The 17,279-nt window shown below is 64.3% G+C and carries 17 protein-coding genes and 6 pseudogenes; 18 read left to right on the top strand and 5 right to left on the bottom strand.

The features are described 5' to 3' along the window. Positions 1-45: 45 nt before the first annotated feature. Genes E6W36_RS00405 through E6W36_RS20015 form a run of 5 tightly spaced genes read left to right on the top strand, consistent with a single transcriptional unit; the run spans position 46 to position 2,264 of the window. Positions 46-576, top strand: a complete 531-nt coding sequence (locus tag E6W36_RS00405; protein ID WP_222873403.1) for a hypothetical protein — start codon at positions 46-48, stop codon at positions 574-576. A 23-nt stretch (positions 577-599) separates the two neighbouring features. Beyond that, the gene (locus E6W36_RS00400; RefSeq protein WP_222873402.1) at positions 600-857 is read left to right on the top strand and encodes a hypothetical protein; all 258 of its coding nucleotides are present in this window, start codon (positions 600-602) and stop codon (positions 855-857) included. 5 nt (positions 858-862) lie between these two features. Next, positions 863-1,438 (top strand): RNB domain-containing ribonuclease, encoded by a 576-nt coding sequence (locus tag E6W36_RS00395; RefSeq protein WP_222873401.1) that lies wholly within the window; start codon positions 863-865, stop codon positions 1,436-1,438. After that, positions 1,339-2,172, top strand: a complete 834-nt coding sequence (locus E6W36_RS20020; protein WP_281277576.1) for an RNB domain-containing ribonuclease — start codon at positions 1,339-1,341, stop codon at positions 2,170-2,172. Before E6W36_RS00395 ends, E6W36_RS20020 begins: the two co-directional genes overlap by 100 nt. Next, positions 2,133-2,264: a hypothetical protein gene (locus tag E6W36_RS20015; protein WP_281277392.1), complete on the top strand. Its 132-nt coding sequence runs from the start codon at positions 2,133-2,135 to the stop codon at positions 2,262-2,264. Before E6W36_RS20020 ends, E6W36_RS20015 begins: the two co-directional genes overlap by 40 nt. Positions 2,265-2,352: 88 nt before the next feature. Here the strand turns inward: E6W36_RS20015 and E6W36_RS00385 are convergent, their stop codons facing one another. Then, positions 2,353-2,736, bottom strand: a complete 384-nt coding sequence (locus E6W36_RS00385) for a hypothetical protein (protein WP_222873399.1) — start codon at positions 2,734-2,736, stop codon at positions 2,353-2,355. Between E6W36_RS00385 and E6W36_RS22595 the strand changes: the two are divergent. Beyond that, a pseudogene (locus E6W36_RS22595) lies at positions 2,638-3,835 on the top strand (capsule assembly Wzi family protein). The gene E6W36_RS00385 and the pseudogene E6W36_RS22595 sit on opposite strands and share 99 nt — an antisense overlap. A 232-nt stretch (positions 3,836-4,067) precedes the next feature. On the opposite strand, the gene E6W36_RS00375 reads toward E6W36_RS22595, so the two are convergent. After that, a complete protein-coding gene (locus E6W36_RS00375; protein ID WP_222873371.1) occupies positions 4,068-4,550 on the bottom strand; it encodes a plastocyanin/azurin family copper-binding protein in 483 nt (160 codons plus the stop codon). A gap of 47 nt (positions 4,551-4,597) precedes the next feature. After that, positions 4,598-5,431: a methyl-accepting chemotaxis protein gene (locus E6W36_RS00370; RefSeq protein WP_246047888.1), complete on the bottom strand. Its 834-nt coding sequence runs from the start codon at positions 5,429-5,431 to the stop codon at positions 4,598-4,600. A gap of 61 nt (positions 5,432-5,492) precedes the next feature. Between E6W36_RS00370 and E6W36_RS17100 the strand changes: the two genes are divergently transcribed. Together E6W36_RS17100 and E6W36_RS00365 are read left to right on the top strand one after the other, a co-directional pair. Further along, positions 5,493-5,738, top strand: coding sequence for a hypothetical protein (locus E6W36_RS17100; protein WP_246047886.1), 246 nt, complete (start codon positions 5,493-5,495; stop codon positions 5,736-5,738). 90 nt (positions 5,739-5,828) lie between these two features. Then, on the top strand, positions 5,829-6,188 hold the full coding sequence (locus tag E6W36_RS00365) for a hypothetical protein (protein WP_222873396.1): 360 nt from the start codon (positions 5,829-5,831) through the stop codon (positions 6,186-6,188). A 169-nt stretch (positions 6,189-6,357) separates the two neighbouring features. On the opposite strand, the gene E6W36_RS00360 is transcribed toward E6W36_RS00365, so the two are convergent. Together E6W36_RS00360 and E6W36_RS00355 are read right to left on the bottom strand one after the other, a co-directional pair. Continuing rightward, entirely contained in the window at positions 6,358-6,612 is a 255-nt protein-coding gene (locus E6W36_RS00360; RefSeq protein WP_222873368.1) for a cupredoxin domain-containing protein, read from the bottom strand. A gap of 118 nt (positions 6,613-6,730) precedes the next feature. Continuing rightward, positions 6,731-7,630 carry a cytochrome-c peroxidase gene (locus E6W36_RS00355; RefSeq protein ID WP_281277575.1) on the bottom strand — a complete coding sequence of 300 codons (900 nt, stop codon included), beginning with the start codon at positions 7,628-7,630 and terminating at the stop codon, positions 6,731-6,733. Positions 7,631-8,178: 548 nt separating this feature from the next. On the opposite strand from E6W36_RS00355, the pseudogene dusB reads away from it, so the two are divergent. The 10 genes and pseudogenes from dusB to E6W36_RS20005 all read left to right on the top strand — a co-directional run bounded on the left by dusB (position 8,179) and on the right by E6W36_RS20005 (position 17,162). After that, positions 8,179-9,173 (top strand): annotated as a pseudogene (gene dusB / locus E6W36_RS00350) (tRNA dihydrouridine synthase DusB). Next, positions 9,170-10,330 (top strand): two-component system sensor histidine kinase NtrB, encoded by a 1,161-nt coding sequence (locus E6W36_RS00345; protein WP_222873367.1) that lies wholly within the window; start codon positions 9,170-9,172, stop codon positions 10,328-10,330. The pseudogene dusB and the gene E6W36_RS00345 overlap by 4 nt, the downstream one beginning before the upstream one ends. After that, a pseudogene (ntrC, locus tag E6W36_RS00340) lies at positions 10,248-11,700 on the top strand (nitrogen regulation protein NR(I)). Before E6W36_RS00345 ends, ntrC begins: the two are co-directional and overlap by 83 nt. A 135-nt stretch (positions 11,701-11,835) precedes the next feature. After that, positions 11,836-12,168 carry a hypothetical protein gene (locus tag E6W36_RS17095; protein ID WP_246047884.1) on the top strand — a complete coding sequence of 111 codons (333 nt, stop codon included), beginning with the start codon at positions 11,836-11,838 and terminating at the stop codon, positions 12,166-12,168. 17 nt (positions 12,169-12,185) lie between these two features. Further along, complete coding sequence (locus E6W36_RS00335; protein WP_246047881.1) at positions 12,186-13,988, top strand: sensor histidine kinase NtrY-like; 1,803 nt, start codon at positions 12,186-12,188, stop codon at positions 13,986-13,988. Between the two features lie 102 nt (positions 13,989-14,090). Next, positions 14,091-15,476: pseudogene (gene ntrX / locus E6W36_RS00330) on the top strand (nitrogen assimilation response regulator NtrX). Between the two features lie 127 nt (positions 15,477-15,603). Continuing rightward, positions 15,604-15,831 (top strand): annotated as a pseudogene (hfq, locus tag E6W36_RS00325) (RNA chaperone Hfq); the annotation flags it as partial. Positions 15,832-15,989: 158 nt separating this feature from the next. Further along, a pseudogene (locus E6W36_RS17090) lies at positions 15,990-16,100 on the top strand (hypothetical protein); the annotation flags it as partial. Between the two features lie 34 nt (positions 16,101-16,134). Then, entirely contained in the window at positions 16,135-16,638 is a 504-nt protein-coding gene (locus E6W36_RS17085) for a GTPase (RefSeq protein WP_281277391.1), read from the top strand. Then, a complete protein-coding gene (locus tag E6W36_RS20005) occupies positions 16,560-17,162 on the top strand; it encodes a GTPase (protein ID WP_281277390.1) in 603 nt (200 codons plus the stop codon). Before E6W36_RS17085 ends, E6W36_RS20005 begins: the two co-directional genes overlap by 79 nt. Positions 17,163-17,279: the final 117 nt, after the last annotated feature.

Here is a 17,279-nt window from a genome sequence, read left to right as displayed (position 1 = left end):
TACCAAGCCCAAGACGGCCAAAGCTGGACGCGCGGCGAAGGCGAAATGACCCGCAAGCGCGGTCAGGGCCGGCCCGATATCGCCGCCTCGGCCGATGGGCTGCCCGACCGCGAGCAGATCCGCCGCTTCATCGAGACTGCGCCGGCCACGGTCGGCAAGCGCGATATCGCCAAAGCATTCGGCGTGCGGGATCGCGGTGCGTTGCGCGCCCTGCTGAAGGACATGGAGGCGGATGGGGCTCTGCAGCGCGGTCCGGCGCGCAGCTACGGCGTTGCCGGCAGCCTGCCGCGTGTCGGCGTGCTCAAGGTGGTCGAGGTGCGCAGCGACGGCGACGTCTATGCCGAGCCGGAGCAGTGGGCGGGGCCGGACCGACCGCCGCGCATCCGGGTGAGCGAGGGCCCGCACCCTGGCCAGAAGCACCGGCCGCGCACTGCCGCTTTGGGTCTGGGCGACCGTTTCATGGCGCGCATCGACGGGCAGCCGGGCCGGGCGCGTGCGCAGGTGCTGAAGCGGCTTGAGCGCGTGGCTGAACTGGTGCTGGGGTCGTCAAGGCGGAAGGTGCGTACTTCCGGCTGATCCCGACCGACAAGCGACTGCGCATGGAATTCAACATCCCGGAAGACATGCTCGGGGATGCACGGGTCGGCGAGCTGGTCTCTGCCGAGCCGATGGCGCGCCACAGGGCGCTTGGCTTGCAGAATGTGCGGGTGCTGGAGCGCCTGGGCGATCCGTTCGGTCCGCGCGCGCTGTCGCTGATCGCGATATCGCAGCATGGCCTGCCGGCGCGCTTCGACGACGCGGCGCTTGCGGAGGCAGCGCGCGCCGCCACGCGGCCGCTGGGGCACGCGCCGACCTGACCGCCATGCCGTTCGTCGCCATCGATCCCCTGGACGCGCGCGACCATGACGACGCGATCTGGGCCGAACCCGTGGAGGGTGGCGGCTGGCGCATTGCGGTCGCCATCGCCGACGTGAGCTACTATGTCCGCCCCGGCGACGCCATCGACCGGGAGGCGCACCGACGCGGCAACTCCGCCTATTTCCCGGATCGCGTCGTGCCGATGCTGCCCGAGGCGCTGTCGGCGGACGCCTGCTCGCTGAAAGCCGGCACGGACAAGGCGGCGCTGGTCTGCCACATGAGCGTGGGGCCGCGCGGCGCAGTGACCGGTTTCCGGTTCGAGCGCGCCCGCATCCGGCTTGCCGCCAACATCGCCTACGAGAACGCCCAGGCGGTGATCGACGCGCAGGCGGGCGATGCCCTGCCGCTCCTGGAGCCGTTGTGGGGGCTTGGCGCGCGCTCGATGCCGCGCGCCAGCGGCGCGAACCGCTTGACCTCGATCTGCCGGAGAAGCGCATCGAACTGGACGCAGACGGTCGGGTGGTCGGGGTTCGCCGCCGCGAGCGGCTCGATGCGCACCGGGTGGTCGAGGATTTCATGATCGCCGCCAATGTCAGCGCCGCCAAGGCGCTGGAGCAGGCCGCGTTCCCGTGCGTCTACCGTATCCATGAAGCGCCGCCGCGCGAGAAGGTGATGGCGCTGAAGACCTATCTTGAGTCGCTGGGTGTGCCGCTGGCGCTCGGTCAGGTCCTGCGGCCGGCGCTGTTCAACGATATCCTCCGGCGGACGGCTGGCTCCCAGTCCGTCGAAGAAATCAGCGAGCAGATCCTGCGCACGCAGACCCAGGCAGTCTATTCGGTCGACAATGTCGGCCACTTTGGCCTGGCATTGGCGTCCTATGCGCATTTCACCTCGCCGATCCGCCGCTACGCCGACCTGCTGGTGCACCGGGCATTGGTGCGCGCGCTCGATCTGGGCGAGGACGGGCTTGGCGACCAGGACCTGCGCAGCCTCGGCGCAACGGCGGATCACATCTCCATGACCGAACGCCGGGCCATGATGGCCGAGCGCGACACCATCGATCGCTATGTGGCGCAATACTTGTCCGGCCGCATCGGGGCCGTCATGCCCGGCAGGGTGACTGGCGCGACCCGCTTTGGCCTGTTCGTAGCACTTGTGGAGAGCGGCGGCGACGGCCTTGTGCCCATCTCGACCCTGGGCGACGAGCGCTTCCACGTCGATGACGCGACCCAGAGCCTCGAGGGCGCTCGACGGGCGTGCGCTATACGGTCGGCATGCGTCTGGACGTGCGGCTGGTCGATGCCGACGTGTTGACCGGCACCCTGCGTCTGGCGCTCGCGGACCGTCCGGAGCCGGCGTTTGCCCAGCGGCCGCCACGTCTGCTGCATCGGCGTGGCCGGCGCTGATACTTGGCCGCACCTTCTGTTGCGCCGGGGACCACCGCCCGTTAGCACATTGGGATGCCTCAAACACGAGACCCCGATGACGCTCCGCCTATCCCGCGCCCTGTCCACCCTGCTGGCGACTGCCACCCTGACGCTGGCCGCACCAGCACTCGCCAGGCCATGGGCAGAGGTCGGCGACCGGCAGCTGCGGGAGGACATCGAGGCGCTGGCCGACGCGGGCATGATTCGCGGGCCGATCACCAGCTGGCCGCTGCCCTGGCGGCAGATCGCGGCCCTGTCGGAGCGCTGGCAGATCGACAAGCTGCCGCCGCATCTGGTGGTGCGGGTCAACCGCATACGCCGCCATATGGATCTGGCCCAGCAATCGACGCTGGTGAGCGCAGAGCTGGGCGCAGGCACGGACTCGAAGCTGGTGCGCACCTTCGCGGACACCAACCGCGAGGATGCGCAGGGCAGCGTCCGGGTCGAGCATAACTTCAGCGAGAACAGCTATGTCAGCTATGGCGTCGGTTATCGCCATGGCCAGTCGGGGGTCGATTATCATTTCGACGATGTCTATGGCGTCCATAGCTTCGGCAACTGGGGCGTCTATGTCGGCACCGTCGAGAGCTGGTGGGGGCCGGGCCAGGAGAGCGCGCTGCTGCTGTCCAACAGCACACGCCCATTCCAGAGGGTCGGCATCAAGCGCATGCAGCCCTATGCCTTCGATGTGCCGGTGCTGCGCTGGCTCGGGCCGTGGAGCTTCGAGTTTTCGTCGGCCGCCTGGACGGCGACCGTACGGATTTCGAACACCCGCTGGTCCACAGTTTCCGCTTCGCCTTCAAGCCGGTATCGCAGTTCGAATTTGCAGTCTCGCGCACGGCGCAGCTGTGCGGTTCGGGGCGCCGTGCAGCTTTTCCACCTTCACGCGGTCCTTCATTGCGGCCGGCACGGAGAATGTGTCCGATCCGCAACAGCAGCCGGGCAACCAGCTGGTGTCCTTCGATGCACGCTGGGGCGGCGAGGTCGGCCGCACGATGACCGGCACGGTCTACGCGCAGGCGCTGGCGGAAGACGGCGGCGGTCCGGCCATTCTGCCGGACGTCTATTCCTATCTGGCCGGCGGGCGGCTGTCCGGCGGCTTGGATGGCTGGACCTGGTCGGCGGGGATCGAGTGGACCGACACCTACGGCGTGCGCTACTTCGGGGAGAATACGCCGAACGGCCGCAGTCCGGGCGTGACGTATCTGAACTTCATCTACCGGGACGGCTACAGTTTCAAGGACCGCCCGATCGGGTTCAGCCTGGATGGCGACTCCCAGCTTTACAGCCTTAGCGCCAGCATAACCGATCCGCGCAACAACCGCCTGAGTGCAGCGCTTCGGCGCGCGAACATCAACGTGACCGACACGCCCGGCTTTCACATCAGCCGGAATACCGAACGGCTCTGGATCGGCGAGTTCGGGGCCAATTTCCCCACCCGCTGGGGCGATATCGCCGGAGAACTGCGCTACCAGACCGACCAGCCGAATACACCGGGGCGGCGCGACGGCGACGTGCAGCTTGAGCTGCGCTGGCAGGGGCAGTTCTAGAGCGTAATGACATTTGCTGGAATCGTTATTGCGAGGCGGCAAAGCTGCCGAAGCAATCCAGGAACACCAGTATTTCCATGGATCGCCGCGTCGCCTGCGGCTCCTCGCGATGACGGATGGATCAATGTAAAGTCATCAAGCTCTAGATCTTGATTGTTTCTTCTTTGTGTAGACCCTTCTTGTCCGTTTTTGATTGCCTCACCAAAAGTGATCCAATCAAAACGGGAAGGGTCTAATGGTTATGCTTCGACATCTGGGCGTCGATCTGATCGGCATCGAAATATTCTAGAAGAATATTACGATAGGCGACGACTTCTTCGGGTTTTGGCTTATGCATTGCGGCAGGCTTGCTCGGGCTGCCAACAATCACCTTGCCGCGCATGCCCATGAACATGTGCGGCACGCAATGGTATTCGTAAGTTCCGACCTTGGTGAAGCTATGCGACCAGCGTTGGCCGGCTTGCTCGAGGAAGGGGCTGGCGAAACCAGCGGCACCTTCGGGAAAGCCGTCGGGGTAGGTCATGACATTATGGGTTTCTGCGAGCTTGTTCACCCAGGTGACCTTGTCGCCAGGTTTGATGACGATGTAATTGGGTTCGAATGCCATGCGCGAACGTTCATAGTCGGTAACAATATAGATTGTGTACTCCTTTGCCCATGTCTGGAATGGGAAAAGAGTCAATACCGATAGTAGTAAAATATAAAACTCACGCAAGGTTATGCCTCCTTGGATATGTTGAGCAAGCATAGCACGATATATTATCATGCGGCATTGAGCGTACTTTTATCCAGTATTTCCTTTAGAGCGCCCTGCAAGCTGCCGAGGCGGTCATAAATCTTGGTGGTAGCATCGGATAAGTGCTGACAATGGTTCTCGTTTTGCCGGTTGCGCTGCAGGAGGATATTGGTGCGCTCGAGGGCGCGGTTGCTGCTTTGCTCCACCCTGTAGGAATTACCCTGGACGCTGTCCATACTACAGTTTTGCTGATCCAGGACCTCCGCGGTGTTGCGGATGATCCGTGCAGCCTGGTCGACCGTTTCTGAGAGATTTGCGATGGCGGCATGCGTACCCTTGGTCGTATTGTCGACATCTTCGACAAGCGTACGGATCGACGCGGTGGCATTCGAAGTTTTGCCAGCCAGCGCCTTGACTTCGCTGGCGACCACAGCGAAGCCGCGGCCAGCCTCGCCAGCCCGTGCCGCCTCGATCGTCGCGTTCAGCGCTAGCAGGTTGGTCTGCTCGGCGATATCCTCGATCAGGTTCAGCATCTCCTCGATGCGGCGCGCAGTCTCGACCATCTGCGTGACCGAATTGTGCATGATGGCGACGTCGGCAAGCGAGGTTTCCATACGGGTTTGCGCGGTGGATATGTTCTGACAGGCTTGCTGCGACGCGGATTTGACCTCGATGACCTGGGTATTGCTGGCGCTGGCGTCCTGGGACAGCTTTCCAGCGAAAGCCGAGAGTTCCTCCGCTTCCGAACTGATGTCCTGTGTCGCCATCCGGAGCGCCGCCTCCGCCTTCTGCAAAGCCGTCAGATCGCTTTCGATATCGCCGACCACGGTCGCGGTGACGTCGCCGATTTCCTGGTTCAAAATATGAAGCAGGGCCTCGACCTCTTTTCTGCTGCTCCGCGACGCGCGACATCTCCTCCAGATGCTGCCGCTCGGCCTCCGCCCTGACGCGCGCGCATTCCGCCGCCGCAGCCTGTTCGGCGAGATGCGCCTGATGTTCCGCCGCCGCGCGCTGTTCAGTGAGTTCGCGCGCCTGGCGGGTCGTGGCGTCGAAGCGTTGGAGCGCGCGGGCCATATCGCCGATTTCATCCGCGCGGCTGGCGCAGGCGAAGGCTTCAATCGCTGTGCCCTCGGACAGGGCCAGCATATCGCGCATGACGCGGCGTAACGGCATCAACAAGGCCAAGCATATCCAGATGGCAGCCAGAACGCTGAGCATGATGCAAGTCGCGCCCAGGACGATGATGACCAGCCGGTCTTGCTTTGCAGCTTCGTCAATCGCGGTTTTCAGCATGTAACCATCCGCGCTCGCATACTCTGCAAGAACATCGGCATCAGTTGCAAGCATAGCAAGCTGCTCAGGGTTCTTGCTGAGTATTTCGGGATTGAGCGACTTGATGTCGGTGATCACCTTGCGGGCGGAGTCAGCAGTATCTTTACTGTAGGCCCGCTCGAGCGCGATTTCGGCGTTCGAGCGCATGTCTTCATATTCGCTTTTGAAGAGTTCCATATCCGCCTGGTAATCCGGCATCTGCAACTGCAGTGCGTTTTTCTGGGCGAGGCGGGCGTGGCTGACGCCGAGCAGGCCTTTTCAAAAATCTGCTCGGGCCTTGATTAATTTATTGGTGAAATAGAATGTCGCGCCGCCGAGCGTACCGACAGAGAGAATAATCAGTGAAATCACAGCGAACGCCTGGGAGTTCAGGCTGATTCGTCTGCCTTGGAGGAGCTTTTAAATATACGCATGGCTACCCTCGACAACTAGTTGGTAACTTCGACATCTAGTTTCATTTTCGGATGAATGGCGCACCCAACTCGAAAATTACCAGATTTATCGAAAGATATCTCTGTGTTTTCTCCAGGTTTTTAAGCCCTGCATCGATTTTTGAGCCGTTTACCAGTGAGTATATATTATGAGGCACATTGTCATCATTTTTAAATATGATCTTTTGCCCGATCTTTACTTGTAAATTTGCAACGGAAAACATTTTATTAGATTGGCTGACAACGGCAGGCGCAAGGCCAGCGGCAGCAATCGCCAAGGCTGATATCGAAAGACCGAAAAAATAAGTACATTTGAGGATTTCATACTTTACCCCTGCTTGATGCCCTACGGTTTGGGTATTTGCCCGTTATGCTCATACCACAAGGGAGATAGGTTTATCTACCGCCTGAAGTATTACCGGTGACGAGAGCGGCGGACTTATCCATCTTCTCCGCGTCGTGCTTCAGATCTTCGGGTACCGGTGTGCTCAAGGTCTCCAGGAAGGCGACAAGCTCTGCTTTTTCCACTTTGGTCAGGCCAAGCGGCTTGATGAGATCGGACAAGGTTTCGCGATGCACGAAGCCGTCGTTGTAGTGGTCGATGACGCTGGCCAGCGTCGGCAGTGAACCATCGTGCATGTAGGGCGCGCGCTCACGGATGTTGCGCAGGCCCGGGGTCTTGAAGGCATGCTTCAGCGCGTCGATCTGCAGAATGGCGTAACGGCCCTGGTCTTCGCTCTTGAGGCCGATATCGTGGAAGCTGTCGTCGGTGAAGTTCCAGCCGCTATGACATTCGGCGCAGCGCCCTTTGCCGTTGAACACCATGAAACCGCGCTTGGCCGTGGCTGAAATGGCGTCCTCGTCCCCAGCCAGCCAGGCGTCGAAGGGCGATGCGGTGAACGTCAGTGTGCGCTCGAAGGCGGCGATCGCCTTCGCAAACGTTTGAATCGATATATCTTCACCAGGAAAGGCCGCTGCGAATTGCCGCGTATACTCAGGGTTGGCCTGGAGCTTGGACACAACCAGGTCATGCGGCATGCCCATTTCCTTTTCCGCCGCAATCGGCCCAAGCGCCTGCTCTTCCAGGCTGGCGGCGCGACCATCCCAGAAGTAGGCCTCCGACCAGGCAAGGTTGATGGTGGTCGGCGAGTGACGCGGCAGGCGTTCACCGGTGACGCCAATGCTTCTATCCTTGCCGTCCTCGAAGCCGGCGCGCGGATCGTGGCAAGAAGCGCAGGCGACGGTACCGGTTTTGGAGAGCGAGGGGTCGAAGTACAGCTTGCGCCCCAGTGCGATTTTCTCCGGTGTCTGCGGATTTTCTGGGGACCGGCATATCGCTCGGCGCTCGATATTTCTGCTTCAGGCCCAGCAGGGCCTGCGTGGAGCGCGCTGCCGCCTCGACACCCGCGACAAAGCCATCGAATTGCGTAAATGCCGAGGTCGTGAGCAGAATGAGCGTCGCCGCGCCAAGTTTGATCCCGCTATACATGAGCCCTCACTCAGGTTTGGTAATTTCTGACCTGTTGTTGAGTACAAAAATCCTTAAAATTCCGTGAGATTGCGAGCGAAGCATTGTTTCCGCATTGGAAAATATTGTTGTTCTCTCCCCTGGTGCGCCAATGCCGCGCAGGCCCAAGTTTCTGTATCCCAGAGCAAGATCGGTTGCGGCGGAAAGCATGATTGCTTCAACCGGTGGCGTAAATCAGGCTCTTTTCAGAAAGTTGGACCGTGATTCACGTGTCAGATCGCTTCAATCTGAAGCGATCAATCAGGCCATCGGCGATGGCCGATTGTAAGCGCGGCGCATCTCCGCTATAGCCGCTGCCTGTTTTTGAGCAGGACCCATGAGCCTCAAGCCTCTTCAGATCGGACCGGTGACCATCGCCGACCCGGTGATCCTGGCGCCGATGACCGGCGTCTCCGACCTGCCGTTCCGCCGGCTGGTCAAGCGGCTGGGCTGTGGCTTGACCGTCTCCGAGATGATCGCCTCCGAAGCCATGATCCGCGAGACCCGGCAGTCGCTGCTCAAGGCCGCCTGGCGCCGGAGGAGGAGCCGGTATCCTTGCAGCTCGCCGGCTGCGAGCCGGACAAGCTGGCCGACGCCGCCAGGCTGAACGCCGACCGCGGGGCCGCGATCATCGACATCAACATGGGCTGCCCGGTCAAGAAGGTGGTGAACGGCTTTGCCGGTTCGGCGCTGATGCGCGACCTCGCCCATGCCGCCCGGCTGATCGAGGCGACCGTCAAGGCCGTCGACGTGCCGGTGACGCTGAAGATGCGCATGGGGTGGGACCACAACAGCCTCAACGCGCCGGAACTGGCGCGCATCGCCGAGGACCTGGGCGTCCGGATGATTACCGTCCATGGCCGCACCCGCAACCAGATGTACGCCGGGTCCGCCGACTGGGCGTTCGTTGCCCGGGTGAAGGCGGCGGTGTCGGTTCCGGTGATCGTCAACGGCGACATCGTCACGCTCGACGATGTGACGGCGGCGCTGGCGCAGTCCGGCGCGGATGGCGTGATGATCGGACGCGGCGCGTACGGCCGGCCCTGGTTCATCGGCCAGGCGATCCGGTTCCTGGTCAGCGGCGTCCGCACGCCGGACCCGACGCTGGACCAGCAATACCGGATCGTCATCGAGCATTACGACGCCATGCTGGCGCACTACGGCGAGCGCACTGGCGTCAACATGGCACGCAAGCATGTCGGCTGGTACACGCGCGGCCTGCATGGTTCGGCAGAGTTCCGCAACCGGATCAACCAGATCGAGGATGCGCGCACGGCGCGTGCGACGCTCGTCGACTTCTATGCGCCGCTGCTCGACCGCCTGGCGGCATGACGGCACCCGAGGCCGCCAGCCTGCTGAACGCCTTGCCGCAGGTTCTGCTGTGCGTCGATGCGGACGACACGCTGTGCTTCGCCAACACCGCGCTTGAGGAACAGTTCCAGGTGCCGCAGGCGCTGCTGCGCACCAAAGGGCTCGCCGCGGCCCTGCCGGCCGACAGCAGCCTGCTGGCGCTGATCGCCCAGGCACGCGCGCACCAGGCGTCGTTTGTCGAGTATGATGTCGAGATCGGCCTGCTGAACGGCGTGCGGCTGGTGGCCGACATCTGGGCGCGGCCGCTGGCCGACCGGCCGGACCTGGTCCTGATCGGGGTGCAGAGCCGCGCTGTCGAACGCATGATCGAACGCCAGCAGAGCCACAAGGGCGGCGCGCGCGCCGTGGTCGGCGCTGCAGCCATGCTCGCGCACGAGATCAAGAACCCGCTGTCCGGCATCCGCGGCGCGGCGCAACTGCTCGAGGAAGGCGTCGGCGCGACAGAGCGCGAGCTGACGCAGCTCATCTGCGCCGAGGTGGATCGCATCCGCGCCCTGGTCGACCGCATGGAAATCTTCACGGACGCGCGCCCGCTCGCCCGCCAGCCGGAGAACATCCATGCCATCCTCGGGCATGTGCGCCAGCTCGGCGAAGTGGGCTTCGCACGCGGGCTTAGCGTAAAGGAACACTATGATCCGTCGTTGCCGGATGTGCTGTGCAGCCGTGAGCAACTGGTGCAGGTGTTCCTCAACCTGCTGAAGAACGCGGCCGAGGCAGTGGCGAAGCCGGGCGGTGAGATCGTGCTGTCCACAGCCTTTCGCCACGGCATGAAGGTCGCGGTCAAGGGTTCGAACCGGCGCATCGCCGTGCCGCTCGAAGTGTGCGTGACCGACAACGGGCCGGGCGCTGCCGACGATCTGATCGACCACCTGTTCGAGCCGTTCGTCTCCGGCAAGCCGAACGGCACGGGGCTCGGGCTGGCGCTGGTCGCCAAGGTCGTGAGAGACCATGGCGGCATTGTCGAGTATCACCGCACGCAGGACCCGGCGCGCACCACGTTCCGGGTTCTGCTGCCGATCTACCGAGGGGCAGGGCATGAGCAGGACCGTTCTGGTGGCCGACGACGACCAGGCGATCCGCACGGTGGTGCGGCAGACCCTGCTGCGTGGCGGCTATGAGGTGAAGGTCGCCGACACCGCCGCAGGACTGTGGAAGCTGGTCGTGGAGGGGCTCGGGGATGTGGTGATCACCGATGTCGTGCTGCCGGACGAGAACGGCCTCGACCTGATCCCGCGCATCCATGCGCGCCGGCCGGACCTGCCGGTGATCGTGATGAGCGCGCAGAACACGCTGACCACGGCGGTACGGGCGACGGAGGCAGGGGCGTTCGACTATCTGCCCAAGCCGTTCGACATCAACGAACTGAAAAGGCGGTCGACAGCGCGGTCGCGCGCGAGCGCAGTGGCGGCACCAGCGAGAACGGCGGGGAGGAGGGTGGCGAGGACCTGCCCCTGATCGGCCGCTCGCCGGCCATGCAGGATGTCTATCGCACCATGGCGCGGGTGATCCCGACTGATCTGACGGTCGCGATTCTCGGCGAATCCGGCACCGGCAAGGAACTGGTGGCGCGCGCGCTGCACGATCTCGGGCCGCGGCGGCGCGGACCGTTCGTCGCCATCAACATGGCGGCGATCCCGCGCGACCTGATCGAATCGGAGCTGTTCGGCCACGAACGCGGCGCCTTCACCGGCGCTGCGCAACGCAGCGTCGGGCGCTTCGGCCAGGCGCAGGGCGGCACCCTGTTTCTTGATGAAATCGGCGACATGCCGCTGGAGGCGCAGACAAGGCTGCTGCGCGTCCTGCAGGAGGGCGAGTTCACAACCGTCGGCGGGAGCCGCCCGCAACGCGCGGACGTGCGCATCATCTCGGCGACCAATCGCGACCTGCGCAAGCTGGCGGACAGCGGCCGCTTTCGCGAAGACCTCTATTACCGGCTGAACGTCGTGCCGATCCGGCTGCCGCCGCTCAGGGTGCGCGGGGAAGACATTGCCGAACTCGCGCGCCACTTCCTGCGCCAGGCGGCCCGGATCGGCCTGCCGCAAAGACGCTGGACGCCAGCGCCGTGCAATGGCTGGGCGACTACAGCTGGCCCGGCAATGTCCGCGAACTCGAGAACCTGATGCGCAGGCTGGCGGCGCTGGCACGCGAGGACCAGATCACGGCGGCCGTAATCGAAGCGGAACTGGCGGAGGCTGCAGACCCGGCGACACCGGCCGCGCCCCACCGCAGCCGGCACGGCGCCGGCCTGGCTGAGACGGTCGAGGACCACCTGAGCCGGTATTTTCTGGCGTTTCAACCCGGCCTGCCGCCGGATGGCGTCTATGACCGCGTGCTGGAGGAAGTGGAACGCCCGCTGCTCACCCTCGCGATGACGGCCAGCCGGGGCAACCAACTGCGCGCGGCGCGCCTGCTTGGCATCAACCGCAACACCCTGCGCAAGAAACTCAACGATCTGAACATCAAGGCAGGGGCGCTCAAGCGTCGTTGAAGCGGGTTCAAGCATCGCGCCTTCAATGGGCCCACGGCCATCAGGCTGAGGTGGATCGAGAGTCTGTTGCGTCTACCTGCGTTAAATGCGCAACACTGTTGTTGCGGTTCAGCACAAACCCGTTAGGGTGCCCCTATGTCGGTGGGATACGGGGCACCAGCTGCGCGGACAGACGCATTCCGGCGTTGGCGACGGCAATTCACACGCTGGGCCAACCGCAACCACCTGTGGTCTCGCCTGGAAATCACGCTGGTGATCGTGGCGCTGCTGTGCGGCGCTGCGACTTACCTTCTGCTGTCCCAGCGCGGTGCGCCGTTCGCCATCACGTCCAGCCATCGCATGACCTGGCTGATCCTGATGAACATCGCGCCGGTCATGGGCCTGGCGATGCTCGTGATGCGGCGGCTGGTGCTGCTGCTGACCAACCGTCGGCGCGGGCTGGTGGGGCGGGGCTGCACCTGCGGCTGATCGGCTTCTTCTCGCTGGTGGCGGTGATCCCGACGATCCTGCTCGCGGTGTTCGCAACGCTGCTGTTCGAATTCGGCCTGCAATTCTGGTTCTCCGATCGGGTACGCACGGTGCTCGAGAACGCCGACCAGGTGGCGCAGGCCTATGTGGTCGAGAACAAGGACCGCATCCGCGACGACATTCTGGCGACTCGCGTCGACCTCGACCGGGATGCCGGCAGCCTGATCCAAAACCCGTCCCAGTTCGCGGAGGCCGTGCAGTGGCAGGCGATCGCCCGCGACTATACCGAGGCGGTGGTATTCACGCTGAAGGACGGCGCGATGGACGCGCTGGTGGCTATTCGCCGGGGCGCGGACTCCGGAACCCGGCGCCTGGCGGAGAGCGATGTGGCGCGCGCCCAGGCCGGGGAACTGGTGGTGCTGGCGGGTGAGAATTCCGACCGCGTGCAGGCGATCGTGCAGTTGACCCGCGCGCCCGGGCATTTCCTGTTCGTCAGCCGCAAGACAGCGCCGCAGGTGCTGGAGCAGGTGAAACGCACCGAGGTGGCGAAATCGGATTACCAGAGCCTGCTGGAGCGGCGCAGCAGCCTGCAACTGCGCTTCACCGTCATTCTGGTCATCGTCTCGCTGCTGATCCTGTTCGCGACGATCTGGGCGGCGCTTGCGCTTGCCAACCGCTGGGTGACGCCGCTTGGCTGGCTGATGCGCGCGGCCGAGCGGGTCGGCAAGGGCGACCTGGCGACCCGGGTGCCGATTCGCGGCAGTCCGGACGAGCTGAGCCGCATCGCCCGCTCGTTCAACCGCATGGCCATGCAGCTGGAAAGCCAGACCGGCGCGCTGATGGCGACGAACGCGCAGATGGACGAGCGCCGCCGCTTCACGGAGGCCGTGCTGTCCGGCGTGTCGGCCGGCGTGCTCGGTGTCTCCAGCGAGGGCGTGGTCGGACTCGCCAACGTTTCAGCCATGAACCTGCTGCGGATGGACGACCAGCAACTGATCGGTCGCCGTCTGTCCGACATCAGCCCGGAACTTGCCGCGATGCTCGAGACAGCCCGCGATGCGGCGCAGGACATTGCCGCCGGCGAGGTCGCGCTCGAGCGCCATCAGCGCACGCTCATGGTGCAGGTGCGCGCCCAGGGCGGTGCCCATGGCGGTTACGTGCTGACCTTTGATGACATCACGGAGCAACTCGCGGACCAGCGCCGGGCCGCCTGGTCCGACGTCGCGCGGCGCATCGCACATGAGATCAAGAATCCGCTGACCCCGATCCAGCTCGCGGCCGAGCGTCTGCGCCGCAAGTACATGCCGCTGATCGAGATCGACGTTCAGGTGTTCGACAACTGCACCGACACCATCATCCGGCAGGTCAGCGACCTGCGGCGCATGGTCGACGAATTCTCGGCCTTTGCGCGCATGCCGCGGCCGGACCTGAAACCGGAGCGACTCCGGGGCGTCGCCGAACAGGCGATCCTGCTCGCGGAAATGGCCAATCCGCAGGTACGCTTCACGCTGACAGCCGCCGACCCGGACCTGACCATGGTCTGCGACCGCGGACAGATAACGCAGGTGTTCACCAACCTCATCAAGAACAGCATCGAGGCGATCCAGGCGCGTGGCGATGGCGCGGCCGGGGGCGAAATCACGATTGCCATCGCCGATGGGCCAGACGCCATCCAGCTGCGCATCAGCGACAACGGCGTCGGCCTGCCGCCCAACCTGCGTGAGCGCCTGACCGAACCATACGTCACGACCCGGGCGCGCGGCACCGGCCTTGGTCTGGCGATCGTCAAAAGATCATCGAGGACCACAAAGGCCGGCTGACGCTCGAGGATCGTGCGGAAGGCGGCGCGTGCGCGGTCATCGAGTTCCCGAAGACAGCGGTCGAGGAAACCGCTCCAACCACCAGTAATGAATGGGTATCCCATGGCGCTTGATATCCTGATCGTCGATGACGAGAACGACATCCGCGAACAGATCGCCGGCATCCTGAGCGATGAAGGCCATACCTGCCGAACCGCGGCCGACAGCGACCAGACGCTGGCGGTGATTGGCGAGCGTCGCCCGTCGCTGGTGGTGCTCGACGTCTGGCTGCAGGGCAGCCGCATGGACGGCCTGGCGCTGCTGAACGTCATCATGGAGAACGACCCGACCCTGCCGGTGATTGTGATTTCAGGGCACGGTACGGTCGAGACCGCAGTCATGGCGATCAAGCGGGGTGCCTACGACTTCCTCGAAAAGCCGTTTCAGGCTGACCAGCTCATCAACACGGTCCTGCGCGCGACCGAGGCGGAGCGCCTGCGCCGCGAGAACGAGGCGCTGCGCGAACGCTCGGGCATCGATCATGAACTGACCGGATCGTCGCACTGCATCAACGGCGTGCGCAACGCTATCCGCAAAGTGGCGGCGACCGGGAGCCGGGTGTTCGTCTCCGGCGCGGCAGGCACCGGCAAGGAGGTCGCAGCCCGGCTGCTGCACAACTGGTCGCCGCGCGCGCATGCGCCGTTCGTGGTGATCGGCGCTGCCATCATGTCGCCCGAGCGGGTGGAGCAGGAATTGTTCGGCGAGGAACGCGATGGCCTCGTGGTCAAGCCCGGCCTGTTCGAACAGGCGCACGGCGGCACGCTGTTCCTGGATGAAGTCGCAGACATGCCCTTGACGACGCAGGCGAAAATCCTGCGCGTCCTGACCGATCAGGTGTTCCAGCGTGTCGGCGGATCGCGCAACGTGCGGGTCGATGTCCGGGTCATCAGCAGTTCCACCCGCGACCTGCGCGCCGAAGTCGCCGCGCGCCGGTTCCGCGAAGATCTGTTCTACCGTTTGAACGTCGTGCCGCTGCGCATGCCGGCGCTGGTCGAACGGCGCGAGGACATCCCCGATCTGGTGAACTTCTTCGTCACCCGCCTGGCACACCAGCGCGGGCGACGGCGCCGGCGGTGACCGGCGAGGCCATGGCGGCGCTGCAGGCCTATGACTGGCCGGGCAATGTACGGCAGTTGCGCAACGTCATCGAGCGCACCCTCATCATGGGCATGTCCGACGATACCGCCGCCATCGATCTTTCGGCACTGCCGAGTGAAGTGCTGGCGGAGCCGGCGCGGCTTGCCCCCAACGAGCAGGCGGTCTCCATCATGTCGACGCCGCTGCGCGGCGCGCGAGGCGTTCGAGCGGGAATATCTGCGGGTGCAGATCAGGCGGTTTTCCGGCAACATCTCGCGCACAGCCGCCTTTATCGGCATGGAGCGCTCGGCGCTGCACCGCAAGCTCAAGGCGCTCGGACTCAGCGATGGCACACGGGACGACGAAGCCTGAGCCTTGGCGCCTTCATTAATTCCCATCGATAGTTGTTTTAGCGCGACAGCTTACCTATCATGGAACTGATGGCGGACTCAGGGCTGAAGCCGCCACCCACGTTGTCTACGATCACAGCCGGGGAACCATGGCGGAAAAGAACAATAATCTGCAGGACGTGTTCCTCAACGCGGTCCGCAAGGCCAAGATGCCGGTGACGATGTTCCTGGTGAACGGCGTCAAGCTGCAGGGCATCATCACCTGGTTTGACAATTTCTCGGTGCTGCTGCGCCGGGACGGGCAATCGCAGCTTGTCTACAAGCATGCCATCTCGACGGTGATGCCGAGTGGCCCGCTGTCGCTGTTCGAAGCGGAAACCGAAGATCACGACCACAAGTAAGCGCAGCCGGAGGTCGGCATGAGCGTCGATGTGCCACCGCACGCCGGCGTTCGGACGCGCGCGCTTGTGGTGCATCCGCGTTTTCCGGTCGCCAGGAGGACGCGCGCACGCCAGAGGCGGCGCTGGACGAGGCGGTGGGCCTGGCACAGGCGATCGATCTTGACGTCGTGGCGGCGCAGATAGTGCCGATCCGCCAGGCGCGGCCCAGCACCCTGTTCGGGACTGGGCAACTGGAAGGGCTGGCCGCCCTGGTGGCCGAGCGCGACATCACGCTCGTGATTGTCGACGGCGCGGTTTCCCCGTGCAGCAGCGCAATCTGGAAAAGCGCTGAACGCCAAGGTGATCGATCGCACCGGCCTGGTGCTGGAAATCTTCAGCGCGCGCGCCAGAACGCGCGAAGGCGTTCTGCAGGTGGAGTTGGCGCACCTGACCTACCAGCAGAGCCGGCTGGTGCGCTCCTGGACCCACCTGGAGCGCCAGCGCGGGGCTTCGGCTTCCTCGGCGGGCCTGGCGAAACCCAGATCGAGACCGACCGCGCTGCTGCGCGACCGCATCGCCAAGCTGCGGCGCGAACTCGAGGATGTGAAACGCACCCGCCAGCTTCATAGGGTGCGCCGGCAGAAGGCACCCTATCCGGTCGTCGCCCTGGTCGGCTACACCAACGCCGGCAAATCGACCCTGTTCAACCGGCTGACCGGGGCGGGGTGCTGGCGCAGGACCTGCTGTTCGCGACGCTTGACCCAACCATGCGCGCCGTGCGGCTGGGCGGTGAGCGCATGGTGATCCTGTCCGATACCGTCGGGTTCATCGCCGATCTGCCGACCCAACTGGTGGCCGCATTCCGCGCGACCCTGGAAGAGGTGATCGAGGCGGACGTGATCGTCCATGTGCGCGACATCGCCCACCCGGATACCGAAGCCCAGCGCAGTGACGTGCTGGCCGTGCTGGCGGCGCTCGATATCGGCGGGCCGGATTCGGCGCCGATGATCGAAGTGCTGAACAAGGCCGACCTGCTGCCGGAGGCCCAGCGCGCCGTGCTGGCGGCGCAGGTGGCGCGGCGCAAGGATCAGGTGCTGGCGTCGGCCCTGACCGGCGACGGCGTGCCGGATCTGATCCGCCGGGTCGACACGCTGCTGGCGGAACACGCCCGGCTCTATGACCTGACGCTGGCGGCTGCGGACGGCGAGCGGCTGGCCTGGCTCTACCGGCACGGCGACGTGCTGCGCCGGGACGATGACAGCGAGGGCCATGTGCGGCTCAGCGTGCGCCTCAGCCCGGAAAACCACGCGCGCTTCGCCCGGCTGTAAAGCCTTTAGACCCTTCCCGTTTTTGATTGCCTCGCAAAAGTGATTCAATCAAAAACGGGAAGGGTCTGGCCTGTATCAGGCTCTTTTCAACGAATGAGGCCATGACCGTTTCAGATC

It is taken from the genome of Hankyongella ginsenosidimutans, from assembly GCF_005144965.1.
Taxonomy (GTDB): Bacteria; Pseudomonadota; Alphaproteobacteria; order Sphingomonadales; family Sphingomonadaceae; genus Hankyongella; species Hankyongella ginsenosidimutans.
Note: the sequence above shows the minus strand (reverse complement) of the source record. Positions and strands in the feature narration are given on the sequence as shown.

Coding starts and splice junctions, on each gene's coding strand:
- E6W36_RS00405 (WP_222873403.1), top strand. CDS start 46: ATGACCCGCAAGCGCGGTCAGGGCCGGCCCGATATCGCCGCCTCGGCC.
- E6W36_RS00400 (WP_222873402.1), top strand. CDS start 600: ATGGAATTCAACATCCCGGAAGACATGCTCGGGGATGCACGGGTCGGC.
- E6W36_RS00395 (WP_222873401.1), top strand. CDS start 863: ATGCCGTTCGTCGCCATCGATCCCCTGGACGCGCGCGACCATGACGAC.
- E6W36_RS20015 (WP_281277392.1), top strand. CDS start 2,133: ATGCGTCTGGACGTGCGGCTGGTCGATGCCGACGTGTTGACCGGCACC.
- E6W36_RS00385 (WP_222873399.1), bottom strand. CDS start 2,736: ATGCTCGACCCGGACGCTGCCCTGCGCATCCTCGCGGTTGGTGTCCGC.
- E6W36_RS17100 (WP_246047886.1), top strand. CDS start 5,493: ATGCTGCCGCTCGGCCTCCGCCCTGACGCGCGCGCATTCCGCCGCCGC.
- E6W36_RS00345 (WP_222873367.1), top strand. CDS start 9,170: ATGACGGCACCCGAGGCCGCCAGCCTGCTGAACGCCTTGCCGCAGGTT.
- E6W36_RS17095 (WP_246047884.1), top strand. CDS start 11,836: ATGTCGGTGGGATACGGGGCACCAGCTGCGCGGACAGACGCATTCCGG.